The sequence below is a fragment of the Christiangramia sabulilitoris genome (assembly GCF_007050985.1).
GTDB classification, from domain to species: Bacteria; Bacteroidota; Bacteroidia; order Flavobacteriales; family Flavobacteriaceae; genus Christiangramia; species Christiangramia sabulilitoris.
Genome location: NZ_VHSF01000001.1, coordinates 1,089,290 through 1,106,683, shown reverse-complemented (window position 1 = coordinate 1,106,683; position 17,394 = coordinate 1,089,290). Strand labels below are relative to the sequence as shown.

Genomic DNA, 17,394 nt, shown 5'->3' with positions numbered 1-17,394 from the left:
CCGGAGGTTTTATTGTTTTACCTCCCTTATCAAATAGATATAAACCGCAAAGTGATCACTGTATCCTGGTTCGTAGCCGGCACTTCCATAGGTTCGGTAAGGATATCCTTTAAATTGCCCGTTTTGGGTAATAACATAAGGAGGATTGAAAATACCTGCTTTATAGAATTGAAAGCCGTTGAAATCTTTTGAAATCAGGCTTTGTGAAACATAGATTTGATCGAACAGATTCCATGAATCCCGGTAGGCTAGAGTACCCTTTCCATTTTTCAGCATTATTTCCATTGGGTTAAAAAGTTCTTTATCACCAACTTCCCCTATACTACCTTTTGTCTGCAGAAATTTTTTAAAACTTTTATTGGTTGGATCATCGTTAAAATCGCCCATTCCAATAATGCGCGCGGCGGGATTCTCTTTATATAGTGAATCAATGATCTTTTTATTTAGCAAAGCTGCTTTCTCTCTTTTATAACTACTTTTAGCTTCTCCTCCAGAGCGTGAAGGCCAGTGATTAATAATAAAGTGCACTTCCTCACCGCGCAGAAGACCGGTCACCACTAGTTGATCCCGGGTATAATCACGTTTATCCTGTTCATATATCAGTAGTTTTCTGGGCTGTGCATTTAAAGGGATAAACCCCGCTTTTCTGTATAATAATGCAACATCTATCCCGCGCTCGTCCGGTGAATCAAAATGTATGATCCCGTATTTCTTTTCTTTTAAATATGGATGCGTGGTAAGATCCTCCAGTACCAACCGGTTTTCTATTTCGCACAGGCCAATAATTAATGGTGAATCGCCGGTTTGATCTACCCCGATTTCTGAAAGTACTTTTGCTATGTTTTCTAATTTCTTCCTGTAGCGATCCTCTGTCCAGCGATCTTTTCCCAGAGCTGTCCTATCATCATCAAAGGTTAAAGTGTCGTCTACGGTATCAAAAAGGTTCTCTACATTGTAAAATGCTACTGTTTCGATCTGGTAATCTTTAGTAGCCTGACAAAAACTTTCATTTGTAAGACTAAAAACCAGACCAAAAACTATTAAATGCGTTAAAAGGTGAGATTTCAAATTGTACATTTTTAAATATGCCTTTAAAGTACTGATATTTTGTTAGTTACGGTTTTATTTACTAACATTATACAACATTTCGTTGAAGAGGCACCAGATGAAAATTTCGATTTTCTGGGGCTTTATTTTTTTGCTTTTTAGCTTTAAAATGAATTCCCAGCAGTCTGTTATTAAAGGCAGACTCGTAGATGCAATCACCAACGTGCCCTTACCACTGGTTAAAATTGCAATTGAAGGTTTAGTAATAGAAACCTTAACCGATCCTGATGGAGAGTTCAGCATTGGCCTGGATTCTATGGACCGGACTGAAGTTGTGGTCGTCTTTTCTAAAACCGGCTATACCACCAAACGCTTTCCCCTAAATATTGGTATTGGAGAAAAAACCCTGGAAACTATCAGCCTCAATCCAGACGCTTTTTATGAGCGCAGTCAGCAGTCCACAATAAGCCTTTCTGATGCCGATATAATTTCAGAAGAAGCAGAATTTGATAATATTTCGGGCCTGCTTCAATCTACCAGGGATGTATTTCTCAATGCTGCCGCCTTCGATTTCAGCCAGACCTTTTTCAGGGTTAGAGGTTTTGGGTCTGAGTATGGTAAATTGATGATCAATGGCATTGAAATGAATAAATTATTTGATGGCCGGCCGCAATGGAGTAACTGGGGAGGATTAAATGATGTACAGCGTAACCAGATTTTTAGCAATGGTATAAGCGCAAATGAATATGGTTTTGGAGGTCTGGGAGGAACTACCAATATTATAATGCGGGCGTCAAAATATCAAAAAGCAAACAGGATATCACTGGCAGGATCTAACCGAAGTTATAATGCCAGGCTGATGGCTACCATCGCTTCGGGAGAACAGGGATCTGGTTGGTTCTATGCCATTTCTATAGGAAGACGTTATGCTGAAGAGGCTTACATCGAAGGAACGGCATACGATTCGAATTCCTTCTTCGCGGCTGTAGAGAAAAGAATCAATGAAAACCATTCTTTAAACCTTACCGGGATATTCACACCTGTTACGCGGGGAAGGTCTGCCCCGCTCACTCAGGAAGTCCTGGATCTAAAAGGCTCTAAATATAACCCTCACTGGGGTTTACAGAATGGCAAAATACGAAATTCAAGGATCCGGAAGATCAAGGAACCTATCCTTATGTTAAACCACTTCTGGCAAATCACCCGGAAGGTACAGTTAAATACGAATCTTGCTTACCAATTCGGGGAAATATCAAATTCCCGAATCGATTATGGTGGCACCACCGCAGGAAACCTGGATGGACAGCCATTTTATTTTGGTGCCGGGGCCAATCCAGATCCTACCTATTACCAAAATTTACCGGGATATTATCTAAGATTTGAGAATAATCAAAATTTTGAAGCTGCTTACCGTGCTCAAAGTGATTTTCTGGAAGACGGGCAGCTGGACTGGAACCGGCTATATCTGGCGAATACCACGAATACTGAAATTGGTAATAATAGCGCATATGTTTTAGCTGAAGATGTAAATAAGGATGATCTGATAAATGTAAATGCAATTTTGAACTGGGAATGGTCAGATAGATTGAAGCTTACCGGGTCTCTGCGGTATACCGATCTCAAAAATCGAAATTTTGCCAGAATTAACGATCTCCTGGGAGGAAACTCGTTTCTGGATATTGATGTGTATGCAGAACAGGTTGGGGATACCCCCTTAATATTAGCAAAGCAATCAGATCTTTCAAATTTGAATAGACTCGTTAAGGAAGCGGACATTTACAAATATGATTATGACATCAGGGCTAATCTTTCTGAAGTTTTTATTCAGGGTCAATATGCCTGGAAACGATTGGAACTAACCCTTAGCGGTAAATTTGGGAATGTAATGTATCAGCGCACTGGAAATTTTCAGAACGGACTCTATGCCTCAAATTCGTTGGGAGAAAGTGATGAACTCAACTTCCAGAACTTTGGTTTAAAAACCGGGTTTCTGTATAAATTTTCTGGAAGGCAGAATGTCGAATTCAACCTGGGTTATTTCTTGAAGCCGCCTGCATTCAGAAATACCTTTGTTAATCCCAGGCAAAATAATGCGGTGGTGAGAAACGTCCGTGAAGAAAAAATAAGGAGTACAGACCTTAGCTATCGCTACCGCACATCTAAATTCAATGTAAGGCTTACGGGTTACTTTACTACCATAGATGAGGGTACAGAGGTTTCCAATTATTTCGCCAATGGTTTAGGAGGCCTGGGGAGTGAAAATACAGCGGCTTTTGTGCAGGAGGTTTTAACCGGAATAGACCGGCAGCATTTCGGGCTGGAAATTGGTTCTGAATATCAAATCACTTCTACCTTAAAAGCTAAGGTGGCTGCCTCACTTGGCCAGTTTACCTATGCCAGTAATCCTTCCCTTTACTTAAATTCAGCAAGTTTTTCGGAATCAAAAGATTATGGCAGAGCCTATTTGAAAAATTACTTTCTGGCCGGGGGACCGCAGCGAGCTGCCCTGGCGGGTTTTGAATATCGTGATCCGGAATATTGGTGGTTTGGAACCACGGTTAATTATTTCTCCCATGCTTTTCTCGATGTTAACCCTCTTACCAGGACTTCGAATTTCCAAACCGACTTTGATGGTCTGCCATTGTTGGATTACGATCCTGCAATTGCCAGAGAGCTTCTGCAACAGGAACAATTTGATGATTATTTTTTAGTGAACATGGTGGGAGGGAAATCGTGGCGATTAAGAGATAAGTACCTGGGATTCTTTGTAAGTATCAATAACCTGCTGGATCGGGAATATAAATCGGGTGGATTTGAGCAAGCCAGGAATGCAAATTACCGTACCCTGAAGCAGGATAGAGACAGGGAAATTATGGTCTTCGGGAACAAATACTGGCTGGGATATGGTACCAGTTTTTTTGCAAATGTGAGTTTAAGATTTTAAAACTAGGATTATGAGAATTACGAAAATACTAAACCTGCTCATTATTGCCTTGCAACTTTCCTGCGTTCAAACAGATGATTATGACATGCCCGGTATGACCTTATCTGAATTTACTGTTGACGGTGATCTTACAAGTATAGCAGCTATCAAAGGAAATTTTGATCTGCGTACTGGTGAAATATTTACTTTTCAGGATTCTAATACCTGGATAGAAGGTTATGTTGTTTCAAGTGATGCCGCAGGGAACTTTTATAAAAAATTAATTATTCAGGATAAGTTTCAAAGTCCTGTTGCCGGGATCCAGATCCTGTTAGATGATACTTCCCTTTCAGATACTTTTGAATTTGGTAGAAAGGTGATTATTAAACTGGATGGTTTAAGCTTGGGATATAAGAACGGGGTATTGCAACTTGGGTTTCAAAACAGGGGTGATGTTGTTGCTATTCCCAGGTCTGTCATAGAGAACCATGTAATAAGAACTAGCGTAAGACAGGAGATCATTCCTCTTGAAATTGAAATTAATGAGATCCATGATGAAATGAAAAATCTATATGTACGTATAGAAAATGTTCAATTTGATCTCAATTTTGTCAGGGAAAATAACAGGTTTTCCTTCGCTTCGAATGTGGTAGACCGGTTCGACGGCGAACGCCAGATGACAGATTGCAGTACCGGCTCAACGATATTTTTGAGTACGAGTACCTTTTCAGATTTTAAGTCGCTGCTTCTGCCAACCGGCAGCGGCGTTATAGAGGGGATTTTATCCCGGGATTACTACGACAGGCATTACGTAATCGTGGTAAATACGCCTGAAACTTTTTTTATGGATGGTGAACGCTGCGATCCCGATTATCTGAACTGCGATAATAATTTTACCGAGGGTGCAAAAATCTTACTTGATGAAAATTTTGACGGGGTGACCTCTAATACCACCCTAAACTCCAGGAAGTGGACCAATATTAATGTTAGCGGTGGAGAAAAGAAGTTTACTCCTACCCTGGCTTCGGGAAACAGAATTTTAAGGATCTCGGCCTATAATACTAATGAAAGTCCACTGGAAGCCTGGCTGGTCACACCGCCAATTCAGTTAGACGATTCAGAGAACGAGGTATTGCTCTTCGATCTTCTTTCTTCATTTGATAATGGCCTGCTTCTAAGGGTTTATGTTTCACAGGATTTTGAAGAATCTCCGGCGTTGGCCACCTGGCGACCGTTAGATGCCAATATTCCTCTGGGACCCTCCGGTGCAAATTCTTCTATTTTCAAAGAATCGAGGATCGATATCTCCTGTCTGCAAGGAAAAATCTGGATAGGGTTCAGATATCTGGGTGCGGCGCCAGATAAAACCACTACCTATGATCTTGACAATATTAGGGTAATCGGGGAATAATTATAAAATGTTCCACCCCAACCTGCGGTCGCCCTTCCAACGGGAGGTGAGCTTTTTATAAGAAGCTCTCTCTAAACTCCAGCACAGTTTCCCGCTCTGGTGAAACGGAAGGGCCGGAAAACTATTTTAATATACAGCTCATTTTAACTAACTACCTCTTCTTTCTTTTCCCTGAAATCCAATGGCTGTAATACTTTTAAAGCTTTTTCCACAGAAGTGATCCTGTCGAAAGTTAGGAGGAGTTTTAAGCCATTTCTGGTTTGCTTTTCCTTCATTGTGCAGTTCTGCCTGTGCGTCTGTACATACTGCAGCACTTTGGTAAAGTTACTGGTCTGGTAAAATCTTGATTTTTGATCTGAAATAAAATATCCCACCAGCTTGTTCTTTTTCATTACCACTCTTTCCAGACCTATCTTGGCTGCGATCCATTTGATCCTTACAGAATTTAACAGATCTACCGCCTGTACCGGTAATTCTCCAAATCGGTCTACAAGTTCTGCTTCAAATTTCTGAAGTTCTTCTTCCGTTTTTAATTCATTAAGCTTGGTGTAGAGATTTAATCGTTCAGAAATGTTATTGATATAATCATCAGGGAACAATAATTCAAAATCGGTGTCTATTAAAGTATCCTTTACGAAATCCTTATGCTCCAGGTCTTCTGTTTCAGCATAAAGATCACGGAATTCATTTTCTTTCAACTCTTCAATAGCTTCATTCAGAATCTTTTGATAGGTGTCAAACCCGATATCATTTATAAATCCGCTTTGTTCACCTCCCAGAAGATCTCCAGCACCACGGATTTCGAGATCCTTCATGGCAATATTGAATCCGCTGCCCAGTTCTGAAAATTGCTCCAGGGCAGTGATTCTTTTCCGCGCATCCTCGGTCATGGCAGAATATGGAGGAGTTATAAAATAGCAAAAGGCCTTTTTATTGCTTCGGCCAACCCGCCCACGCATCTGGTGTAGATCTGATAGCCCGAAGTTATTTGCATTATTAATAAAGATGGTATTTGCTTCAGAAACATCTAAACCACTTTCCACAATAGTCGTAGATACCAGGACATCAAACTCACCATTAATAAAACTAAGCATCAGCTTTTCCAGTTTTTTTCCTTCCATCTGCCCATGTCCCACGCCAATTTTCGCATCGGGCACCAGCCTTTGAATCATTCCGGCCACTTCCTTGATATTTTCCACCCGGTTATGAATAAAGAAGACCTGGCCTCCTCGCTGAATTTCATAAGAGATAGCGTCCCTGATCGTCTCTTCAGAAAATCGAATAACATGACTTTCTATAGGATAACGGTTGGGTGGGGGAGTAGTTATGGTGGAAAGATCCCGTGCTGCCATTAAGCTGAACTGAAGTGTTCTTGGAATAGGGGTTGCGGTGAGGGTTAGGGTATCAACGTTTTCCTTGATCGTTTTCAGTTTATCCTTTACTGCTACTCCAAATTTTTGTTCTTCGTCTACCACGAGCAAACCAAGATCTTTAAATTTCACGCTTTTACTTACCAGCTGGTGCGTACCTATGATTATATCAACCTTTCCTGCTTCAAGATCGGCCAGGGTTTCTTTGCGCTCCTTCGCTGTTCTAAAACGGTTTAGATAATCTATTCGCACCGGGAAATCTTTCAGTCTTTCTGAAAAGGTTTGATGGTGCTGAAATGCCAGAATAGTAGTAGGAACCAGGATGGCCACCTGCTTATTGTTATCTACCGCCTTGAAGGCTGCACGAATGGCAATTTCGGTTTTTCCAAACCCTACATCCCCGCATACCAGCCTGTCCATAGGCCGTTCGTTCTCCATATCTGCTTTTACCGCAGCGGTGGCTGAACTTTGATCTGGTGTATCTTCATACATAAAAGATGCTTCCAGTTCATGTTGCAAATAAGAATCCGGATCAAATTTAAATCCCTTTTCCAGTCTTCGCTTTGCATAAAGCTTGATAAGATCGTAGGCGATATGCTTTACACGGGCTTTGGTCTTTTTCTTAAGGTTCTTCCAGGCGTTGCTACCCAGCTTATATATCTTGGGTGGTTTTCCGTCTTTACCGTTAAATTTTGAGATCTTGTGCAGGGAATGTATGCTTAGATACAGAATATCACGCTCTCCATAGATGAGTTTGATCGCTTCCTGTTTCTTTCCTTCTACATCTATTTTTTGTAATCCCCCAAACTTTCCAATTCCATGGTCAATATGGGTAACATAATCGCCAACCTCAAGATTGGTAAGTTCTTTCAGGGTGATCGCCTGTTTCTTGGCATACCCGTTCTTCAAATGGAATTTGTGGTAACGCTCAAATATCTGGTGATCTGTATAACAGACGGTCTTTGAGTCTTCATCTATGAAACCCTGGAACATAGAGAAAACAGGCGTCTGGTATTTCACCTCCTTCTCCTGGTCATCGAAGATATCATGAAAACGTTTAGCCTGTTGTTCGCTTACACAGCATATAAAATTGGTATACCCGGATTCCTGGTTTTCTATCAGGTTATCGATTAGCAGATCAAACTGTTTATTAAAAGAAGGCTGTGGTTTGGTATGAAATTCAATGCTTGCACCAGTATTTAAGTAGGCCTGGGTACTCAACTCCACAGCAGTATAATCCAGCAACTGTTTTTTAATGAGCTGGCCGTCACAAAACAATTCTTTAGGCTCACTGTGCTTAATATCTTCAGAAAGGCTTTTGAAGGCTTCTTCTGCTTTTTTAAAAAGCTTATCAGCCTGGGCAGCCAGCAGGTCCAGATTTTTTATAAAAACGACTGTTTTTGCTGAAATATATTTTAAAAAGCTCTCCCGTACCTCATCCAGATGTTTGTTCTCCACATTGGGCATTACAGAAATCTTTTTTTTCTTATCTGTAGAAAGCTGGGTTTCCACATCAAAGGTCCTGATACTATCTACTTCGTCCCCAAAAAATTCTATACGGTATGGTTCATCATGACTAAATGAAAATACATCTATAATCCCGCCCCGAACCGAAAATTCACCGGGCTCGGTCACAAAATCAACCCGTTTGAACTGGTACTCAAAAAGCACCTCATTCACAAAGTCTATGGATAGGTCATCACCAACGGCTATTTTCAGGGTGCTTTTGTCTAGTTCTTTTCTGGTTACGACTTTCTCAAATAATGCATCCGGGTAGGTGACTATTAAGGCAGGCTTCTTCCGGGAATTTATACGGTTTAGAACCTCAGCCCTGAGTAGAACGTTTGCGTTATCTGTCTCCTCTATCTGGTAAGGCCGCCGGTAACTGCCCGGGTAAAAAAGCACGTTCTTTTCGCCGACCAGTTGTTCCAGGTCGTTTAGATAATATGCAGCTTCTTCCTTATCATTAAAAATTAGAAGAAAGGGATGATTAGATTCTTTAAAAGCATCTGCAACTACAAATGACAGGGCAGATCCAACCAGGCCTTTTAAGTGAATATTAGATTGATTTTTTTCGGAAGCGGCAATAGCATTTCGCAGTTCCTGCTGTTGCGGGGACTGTGCGAATTTCTGGGCGATAAGATTTGTACTCATTACCGCAAAGATAAATTCAACCAAATTGCCTTACAACCAGATATTTGATTTTTAACGATTAAATAGCATTTGATCATATTTACCATTTTCATAACGCAAAGTCCATAGTATCTTGACTATTTTCACATAAAATGACTGGATATTATGGGATTTGAAGAATTTGATGTTTTTGTAATTGGTACCGGAACTGCCGGAAAAAGTGTGGCTAAAGAATGTGTGGCCGAAGGCTTGAAAGTTGCTATTGCCGATAATCGTGAGTATGGTGGTACCTGCGCAAATCGCGGTTGTGATCCAAAAAAAGTTCTGGTTGGCTTAACCGAAATTCTCGACCGTGCAGGTAAAATGAAAGGCCATGGAATTACAAGAATGCCTGAATTCAGCTGGAAAGAGCTTATGGAGTTTAAAAAGACTTTTACCAGTGCAGTTCCTGCTGCCACTGAAAAAGACCTGGAATCTCTGGGTATAAAAATGTATCATCAATCACCAAAATTTCTTGATGAGAATACTCTCTCTGTAGAGGGGAAAACTGTGAATGCTAAAAAGATCGTGATCGCTACCGGGCACCAACCTTTTGAACTGCCAATTCCAGGTCGGGAGTTGCCTGTAACCAGTGATGAATTTCTTGAGCTGGAGGAACTTCCGGAAAGTATAATTTTTATAGGCGCAGGATATATCGGGATGGAATTCGCCCATATAGCGGCCAGGTGTGGCGTGGATGTTACGGTTATAGATGGAGAATCGCGCGCGCTGAATAACTTCGATAAGGATATGGTAAAATATCTTCAGGATGCTTCGGAGGAGATAGGGATCAAATTCATTTTTGATGCTGAGGTTACCGAGGTGGAAAAATTACAAACAAACTTCAGGGTTAAGGCAAATCAAAAAGGAGAGAAGATTGAAAGGAAGGCTAAACTTGTGGTAAATGCGGCAGGAAGAGTGCCTGCCGTAGATGAACTCGATCTGGAAAAAGGAAACGTGGAATATTCCAAAAAGGGGATCGTAGTAAATGCACATTTGCAAAGTCCTTCTAATAATAACGTGTATGCCTGTGGTGATGTATCTGCCAGTGAAGGTCTGCCTCTAACTCCATTAAGCTCCCAGGAAGCTAGAATCGTAGCAGCAAATATTCTCGATAAAAACAGGGAAAAGGAAATCGATTATCCACCCCAACCATCTGTGGTCTTTACCATTCCAAATCTGGCCATGGTAGGGCTTAATGAAAAAGAGGCCAGGGAAAAGGGATACAACTTTAAGGTTGAGCAAAAACTGGTGTCAAAATGGTTCAATGCCAAAAGGATCAACGATGACTACTATGCTTACAAAACTTTGGTGGATAAAGATTCCGGATTAGTTCTAGGTGCTCATCTTATAGGTGCAGATGCCGGGGAGATGATCAATATGTTTGTGATGGCGATGTGCGGTAAGCTGGACTGCAGAACCCTGAAAGGGATGATCTTTTCCTATCCAAGCTGGGCAAGTGATATAAAATCCATGGTTTAATCCTGGTTGCCGGTTAGCATTTTATGAATGGGATTGGTTTTCCTGTTAATAAAACCATGATAGGAAATATTAACAAATAACAGGATCGCTCCGGCCATAGCCGTATATGCAATAAAATCCTGATCTCCCCGGTGACGTATATAAATGGCAACAAGCGCCCAAACCCCTACGGCTGCAAATTCGCGCATATTCCGAAGGTAGATCATGCAGAGATTTATAATCACGGCTATTCCAATCATAATGACTGTCCATTCCACTTCAGTAAAAACAGCGCCGTCCCACCCAATTTCGGTAAGCCAGGAGGCCATGTTGGCTATGCTTGCCACGGTGATCCATCCGGAAAACAGGCAAATAGGCCACCAGTAAAAGAAAATGACCTTGAAAGGTGCGTCCCAGATCTCCATATCATTATTTAGGATCACCTTAAGCAGTTTTGCGAGTATGAGAAACATCAGGACGACCGAAAGTCCTATATACATGTAGGACCAGGCGATGACCCAAAGACAGGTGCCGGCATTCGCTATGATAAACCAGAAAGATGTATTCTTTATAAAATCTGTATACTTCCCATTAGAATAGGCCTGGTAGACCATAAAGCCCGAAAAAAGTAGTAGCTCAACATAAATAAGGCCCCAGATTGAAAATGCATAATCTGCCGGTGTGAAGAGATTTGAATAAATGTCGCTTATTTCCCCGATGGTATAATCATTGAAAATACCCGTTTGGGCGAGATAATTAATAAAGATTGCGAGGATAACGGACAAAAAATTTAGTACTGCTAACCTTTTTATCATAATAGTGACATTAATTTACCTGAATAACTTCCTTTCCGGTAATAGCGAATATACGATCTCCTTCTTCAGGTTCTATAAAATAGTTACCGGTAAATTCTCCAAACGCCGGCAGGATTAGTTGATTCGAGCTTCGAAAGAAACAGGATAATTTTAGTAATTGCCTTCCGTCTCCACGCATTTTAAAGCCGGGATGAATATGGCCACATATATTATAGTGATCTTCCTGGGGTTCGGGATGATGGCTTAAATGAAAACCGGCAACCTTTATTTCAGAATATATTTCAATGCCTAGTGATTCATATTTTGTCGGAGAAATGATATCGTGGTTGCCAGCTACCAGGTGCACGCGGTTATCGATACTGGATACCCATTCCTCAAACATATTCCATTCAATGTTCAGCGAGCTGTGAAACAGATCTCCCATAAACACAATATGTTCAGGATCGAATTCTTTTCTTAATTCATCCAGACGAATAAAGTTCTGTGCAGCGGCCTTTAGCGGCACCGCGCTTCCATGTTTTCTGAAGTGCGAAACCTTACCCAAATGCACATCTGCGACTAATAAAACTTCCTGTTCAGGCCAGTAAGCTGCCCCAAATGGATGTAATACAAAGTCCTGGTCCTGGATCTTAATATTTAAATTCATCTATAGCTTACAAAGTATTTCTGCAGCTTTTTCAAGGGTCTCGTCGGTCTTGGCGAAACAAAATCTAAGCTGCCTATTATCTTCTTCATTTATATTGAACACAGAAACCGGGATAGAGGCTAAACCATTCTCTTTCACTAATTTCTGAGCGAAAATTACATCTTTTTCCCTGGTTATTTCTGAAAAATTCAAAAGTTGGTAATAGGTTCCTTGGGAAGGGGTACAGGTAAATCTGGAGTCCTTTATCAAATTCAGAAAAAGATCCCTTTTTCTCTGATAGAATTTAGCGAGTCCCAGATAATTGTCGGCATTTTTTAAATATTCTGCATACGCTCTTTGCATGGGATGATTTACAGAAAAAACTGTGACCTCGTGTAGTTTTCTTATTTCCTGCATTAATTTCTCTGGAGCAACACAGTAACCCGTTTTCCAACCTGTATTATGAAATGTTTTACCAAACGATGCACACACGATCGCTCTTTGCGACAGATCCGGAAATTTTGACGCACTCTGGTGCTCATTGCTATCAAAAATCAAATGCTCATATACTTCATCGCTTAATAAAATAATATCGGTATTTGATAAGATTTCCTGTAATTTGAGCATGTCCTCTTTATCCAGTATAGTTCCGGTTGGATTATGTGGCGTATTGATAATGATCATCCTCGTTTTGGAACTTATGGCCGATTTCACCTCATCCCAGTCCACGCTGTAATTATCTCCTTTTAACTGTATCTGTACCGGTATTCCCCCGCTCAGTTTAATGGTTGGCTCATAGGTGTCATAAGCCGGTTTGAGTACAATAACTTCATCGTCCTTATGTACAAAGGCAGTAATGGCAGCATACAAGGCTTCTGTGGCGCCAGAGGTAATTGTTATCTCCTTGTCTGGAGAGTAACTTTTTCCGTAGAGAGATCTAATCTTAAGAGAGATCTGTTCTCGTAGTTCCCGTACACCAATATCTGGAGGATATTGATTATAACCCTCATTCATTGCCCTGGTGACAAGGTCTTTTAATTTCTGATCGGTCTCAAAATTTGGGAATCCCTGGGAAAGGTTAATGGCATTATGGTCGTTAGCCAATTTGCTCATCACCGAGAAAATACTGGTCTTTGATCCTGGTAATTTTGATCTCATAGGCAAATTTCAGGTGATCATTAAGATTACTTGAAATTGCATAAAAAATCCCGGACTGCAAAGTCCGGGATAAGGTATATCTAATTAAACGAGTGTTAATTACTTTACGCTCGCTTTTAAGTATTCTCTGTTCATTCTGGCGATATTTTCCAAAGAAATACCTTTAGGGCATTCTATTTCACATGCTCCGGTATTGGTACAGTTACCAAATCCTTCCTTGTCCATTTGCTCCACCATTTGTAATACTCTGCGGTCGGCTTCCACCTCTCCCTGAGGTAGCAAAGCATACTGGCTTACCTTTGCTGAGGTAAATAGCATCGCGCTCGCATTTTTACAGGCAGCTACACAGGCACCACAACCAATACAAGTCGCGGCATAGAAAGACATATCTGCATTTTCCTTTTCTACCGGAATAGAGTTGGCATCCTGGGTATTTCCTGATGTATTTACAGAAATATATCCACCTGCCTGCTGAATTCTGTCAAATGCACTGCGATCTACTACCAGATCCTTTATAACCGGGAATGCTTTTGCTCTGAAAGGTTCAATTACGATAGTGTCATCGTCCTTGAATCTTCTCATATGCAGCTGGCAGGTAGTTACGCCCCTGTCTGGTCCATGTGGTTCTCCATTAATCTGAAGGTTACATGACCCACAAATTCCCTCGCGGCAATCGTGATCAAAAGCTACAGGTTCATCTCCTTTATTGATAAGTTGTTCATTAAGAACATCCATCATTTCAAGAAAAGACATGTCTTCAGAAATATCTGAAACCTGGTAGGTTACTACTTTCCCTTTTACGTCGGCGTTTTTCTGACGCCATATTTTTAATGTAAGGTTCATACTGTTTGTATTGAGTATTAGAAATGAGATCTTTGAATTAACAAACCCGTGTTTGTAATCTTAATCTCAAATCTCACATCTATTTATAACTCCTTGTTTTTACCTGAATATTTTCATAGTCAAGATCTTCTTTATGCAAAATAGCATCTGCAGGATTACCAGTGTATTCCCAGGCAGCTACATACATAAAGTTCTCGTCATCCCGAAGTGCTTCACCTTCTTCGGTTTGGTATTCCTCTCTAAAGTGACCACCACAGGATTCTTCCCGGTGTAATGCATCTTTAGCGAATAGTTCACCTAGCTCGAGGAAATCTGCCACACGGCCTGCTTTTTCAAGTTCGGCATTCATTTCGTTAGTGCTTCCCGGAACTCTTACATCTTTCCAGAATTCCTCACGAAGTTCCTGTATCTCTTTGATCGCTTCTTTAAGACCAGTAGCGTTTCTGGCCATCCCGACCTTATTCCACATGATCTTACCAAGGATCTTATGGAAGTGATCCACAGATTTAGTGCCCTTTGTGTTTACCAGTTTCTCCAGTCTTTCTCTAACTTCAGCTTCTGCAGCTTCAAATTCAGAAGATTCTGTGGAGATAGCTCCGGTTCTAATATCGTTCGAAAGATAATCTCCAATCGTGTATGGTAATACGAAATAACCGTCTGCCAGTCCCTGCATTAATGCAGAGGCTCCCAACCTGTTTGCTCCGTGATCTGAGAAGTTTGCTTCTCCTATCGCGTAACACCCTGGAATAGTAGTTTGCAGGTTATAATCCACCCAAACACCACCCATGGTATAATGAACCGCAGGATAGATCATCATTGGGGTTTCGTATGGATTTTCATCAACAATCTTCTCATACATCTGGAAGAGGTTACCATATTTGGCTTCTACAACTTCTTTTCCTAACTCGTTTATTTTAGCATCTGAAGGATTATCGATCTTCTGAGTTGTCGCTGCTTCTTTCCCATATCTCTCTATTGCAGCTTTAAAATCAAGATAAACCGCTTCTCCGGTCTTGTTTACCCCGAAACCTGCATCACAACGTTCTTTAGCGGCCCTGGAAGCCACATCACGTGGAACAAGGTTACCAAAAGCAGGATATCTTCGCTCTAAATAATAATCTCTTTCTTCTTCTGAAAGCTCAGTAGGTTTCTTTTTACCTGCTCTGATGGCTTCAGCATCTTCTTTCTTCTTCGGAACCCAGATTCTACCGTCATTACGCAGAGATTCAGACATAAGCGTTAGCTTAGACTGGTGATCTCCTGAAACCGGAATACAGGTAGGGTGGATCTGCGTGAAACAAGGGTTGGCAAAATAAGCTCCCTTTTTATGTATTTTCCAGCCTGCCGTAACATTACTTCCCATGGCATTGGTAGAAAGGTAGAATACATTTCCATATCCTCCTGAAGCAATTACTACAGCGTGAGCCGAGTGTCTTTCTAATTTTCCTGTTACCAGGTCCCTGGCAATAATACCACGGGCTTTGCCATCCACCTTAACGATGTCCAGCATCTCATGTCTGTTAAAAGACTGGATTTTCCCGCGGTTTATCTGGCGGTTCATAGCTGAATAGGCTCCAAGCAGTAACTGCTGGCCGGTTTGCCCTTTGGCGTAAAATGTTCTTGAAACAAGTACCCCACCAAAAGAACGGTTATCTAAAAGACCACCGTATTCACGGGCGAAAGGAACTCCCTGCGCCACACACTGGTCGATGATATTTCCTGAAACTTCAGCAAGCCTGTATACGTTGGACTCCCGCGAACGGTAATCACCTCCTTTAATAGTATCATAGAAAAGACGGTAAATGGAATCTCCGTCTCCCTGGTAGTTCTTTGCTGCGTTGATACCTCCCTGAGCGGCAATAGAGTGCGCTCTACGCGGAGAATCCTGATAGCAAAAAGTTTTTACATTGTAACCCAGTTCAGCAAGGGTCGCGGCAGCACTACCACCGGCAAGACCTGTACCAACCACGATTACATCAATGTTTCGTTTATTGGCTGGGTTTACAAGATTTATTTCGTTTTTATGATTGGTCCACTTTTCTGCCAATGGGCCTTTAGGTGCATTAGATTCAAATATTCCCATAGCTTAAATTTTTTCTAGTACAAAGTGAATATAAAATGGAATTACCGCGAAGGCCAAAGGAACCAGTACCGCAAAGGCAAGACCAAATTTTTTAATAAACCCATTGTATTTTGGATGATTGACTCCAAGAGACTGAAATCCGCTGCCAAAACCATGTGACAGGTGGAAGCCGATCGCCAGCATCGCAACTGCATAGGCAACTGCCCAAAGCAATCCATACTGAGCATCCTGGAATGTTTTAATCGTTAAGGTGTAAAGGTCTTTTACTTCTTCACCATTTGCTGTTGTGTAAACTGTTTCATCAAGCCCCCCGAATTTCATCTCTGCCCAGAACATGGTCATGTGAATTACGATGAAAGCCAGAATAACCGTACCTAAGATCCCCATATTTCTTGAAGACCACATGGTGTTGGTAGAAGGTTTGAAACTCACATATTTCTGTGGTCTGGCCTTACGGTTGTTTATGGTAAGGATGATCCCATCTATAGCATGGAAAAGAATACTTAAATATGTTACATAGGAGAGCAATTTAACAGCGGGATTAGTGGTCATGAATAACGCATATTCATTGAACTGGTCCCTGGCGCCTTCGCTAACAGGTATAAGCAATTGTAAATTCCCGAATAAATGACCTACTAAAAACAGGCACAGAAAAAGGCCGGTGAAAGCCATCCAATATTTTTTTGCCAGTGATGACTTTAAAAGCGCAGATTTCGCCATAAATGTTTTGAATTATTTTGATAAAGTGGAGCAAAAATACGTTTACTTCTAATTTTTAACAAACTTTGGAAGGCTTTTTCAAGGCTATTTAGAACTAATTTAAAGTACTTTATAATTTGTTCAATCTTTGAATCTGAAGCGCTTGAGAGTTTAAGCTTTGTTTACTGATATCCCGCCCTGAAACCATACTCTGCATTAGGTTTTGGCAAAAGCTTAACTGCGCTAATTACCGGATTTTTGTAATTTCATTGGCCTATGAAGAAAATGACTAATGAAATAATAAGAGCAATGTCTGAAACTTTTGAGGGGCAACCCTGGTATGGAGATTCAGTGATGCGAAAACTGGAGAATGTCCCCTATGTCATAGGATATAAGACCTGTATACCTGAATCTCATAGCGTTGCCCAGATTGTAGGTCATTTAATTGCCTGGAAAAAGTTTGCTGCAAAGAAAATGAGCGGTTGTAAGGATTGTCATTTAGAAAAAGATTCAGAAGAGGACTGGCCAAATATTGATGTACATTCCCGGGAAGAATGGGAAGAATTAAAAAGAGAGTTGGTCGCAGCGCAAAGCAGTATCTATGAAATATTAAATGAACAGGAGGATGATTCTTTTCTTCAGAAAAAGGTTGACGGTAAGGATTACGATTTTGGAGCATTGCTAAAAGGCCTAATTCAGCATGATATATACCATCTTGGGCAGATTGGTTTGATAGAAAGTCAGCTAAAAAAGAAAGAAATAGACTCTGGAATTTTCAGGACTTAAA

The 17,394-nt window shown here is 41.0% G+C and carries 12 protein-coding genes; 4 read left to right on the top strand and 8 right to left on the bottom strand.

Going from position 1 to position 17,394, the window contains the following annotated elements; genetic code table 11:
* Positions 1 to 9: 9 nt before the first annotated feature.
* Positions 10 to 1,077 (bottom strand): endonuclease/exonuclease/phosphatase family protein, encoded by a 1,068-nt coding sequence (locus FGM01_RS05035; RefSeq protein ID WP_166435192.1) that lies wholly within the window; start codon positions 1,075 to 1,077, stop codon positions 10 to 12.
* 88 nt (positions 1,078 to 1,165) lie between these two features.
* Here FGM01_RS05035 and FGM01_RS05030 point away from each other — a divergent pair, with 88 nt between their 5' ends.
* Together FGM01_RS05030 and FGM01_RS05025 are read left to right on the top strand one after the other, a co-directional pair.
* Positions 1,166 to 3,991: a carboxypeptidase-like regulatory domain-containing protein gene (locus FGM01_RS05030; RefSeq protein WP_143410028.1), complete on the top strand. Its 2,826-nt coding sequence runs from the start codon at positions 1,166 to 1,168 to the stop codon at positions 3,989 to 3,991.
* Positions 3,992 to 4,001: 10 nt separating this feature from the next.
* Entirely contained in the window at positions 4,002 to 5,381 is a 1,380-nt protein-coding gene (locus FGM01_RS05025; protein ID WP_143410027.1) for a DUF5689 domain-containing protein, read from the top strand.
* Between the two features lie 143 nt (positions 5,382 to 5,524).
* Here FGM01_RS05025 and mfd read toward each other — a convergent pair whose 3' ends face one another.
* On the bottom strand, positions 5,525 to 8,905 hold the full coding sequence (gene mfd, locus FGM01_RS05020) for a transcription-repair coupling factor (RefSeq protein ID WP_143410026.1): 3,381 nt from the start codon (positions 8,903 to 8,905) through the stop codon (positions 5,525 to 5,527).
* 144 nt (positions 8,906 to 9,049) lie between these two features.
* Here mfd and FGM01_RS05015 point away from each other — a divergent pair, with 144 nt between their 5' ends.
* Positions 9,050 to 10,405, top strand: coding sequence for a dihydrolipoyl dehydrogenase family protein (locus tag FGM01_RS05015; RefSeq protein WP_143410025.1), 1,356 nt, complete (start codon positions 9,050 to 9,052; stop codon positions 10,403 to 10,405).
* Here FGM01_RS05015 and FGM01_RS05010 read toward each other — a convergent pair.
* The 6 genes from FGM01_RS05010 to FGM01_RS04985 all read right to left on the bottom strand — a co-directional run bounded on the left by FGM01_RS05010 (position 10,402) and on the right by FGM01_RS04985 (position 16,628).
* Positions 10,402 to 11,169, bottom strand: coding sequence for a tryptophan-rich sensory protein (locus FGM01_RS05010; RefSeq protein WP_341478027.1), 768 nt, complete (start codon positions 11,167 to 11,169; stop codon positions 10,402 to 10,404). The genes FGM01_RS05015 and FGM01_RS05010 overlap by 4 nt on opposite strands.
* Before the next feature lie 40 nt (positions 11,170 to 11,209).
* Complete coding sequence (pdeM, locus tag FGM01_RS05005) at positions 11,210 to 11,845, bottom strand: ligase-associated DNA damage response endonuclease PdeM (protein ID WP_143410023.1); 636 nt, start codon at positions 11,843 to 11,845, stop codon at positions 11,210 to 11,212.
* Positions 11,846 to 12,982 (bottom strand): methionine aminotransferase, encoded by a 1,137-nt coding sequence (locus FGM01_RS05000; protein ID WP_143410022.1) that lies wholly within the window; start codon positions 12,980 to 12,982, stop codon positions 11,846 to 11,848.
* Between the two features lie 99 nt (positions 12,983 to 13,081).
* Positions 13,082 to 13,825, bottom strand: coding sequence for a succinate dehydrogenase/fumarate reductase iron-sulfur subunit (locus tag FGM01_RS04995; RefSeq protein WP_143410021.1), 744 nt, complete (start codon positions 13,823 to 13,825; stop codon positions 13,082 to 13,084).
* A gap of 79 nt (positions 13,826 to 13,904) precedes the next feature.
* Positions 13,905 to 15,908, bottom strand: coding sequence for a fumarate reductase/succinate dehydrogenase flavoprotein subunit (locus FGM01_RS04990; RefSeq protein WP_143410020.1), 2,004 nt, complete (start codon positions 15,906 to 15,908; stop codon positions 13,905 to 13,907).
* A 3-nt stretch (positions 15,909 to 15,911) separates the two neighbouring features.
* Positions 15,912 to 16,628, bottom strand: a complete 717-nt coding sequence (locus FGM01_RS04985) for a succinate dehydrogenase cytochrome b subunit (protein ID WP_143410019.1) — start codon at positions 16,626 to 16,628, stop codon at positions 15,912 to 15,914.
* A gap of 255 nt (positions 16,629 to 16,883) precedes the next feature.
* On the opposite strand from FGM01_RS04985, the gene FGM01_RS04980 reads away from it, so the two are divergent.
* Positions 16,884 to 17,393, top strand: coding sequence for a DinB family protein (locus FGM01_RS04980; RefSeq protein WP_143410018.1), 510 nt, complete (start codon positions 16,884 to 16,886; stop codon positions 17,391 to 17,393).
* The last annotated feature ends 1 nt before the right edge of the window (position 17,394 follow it).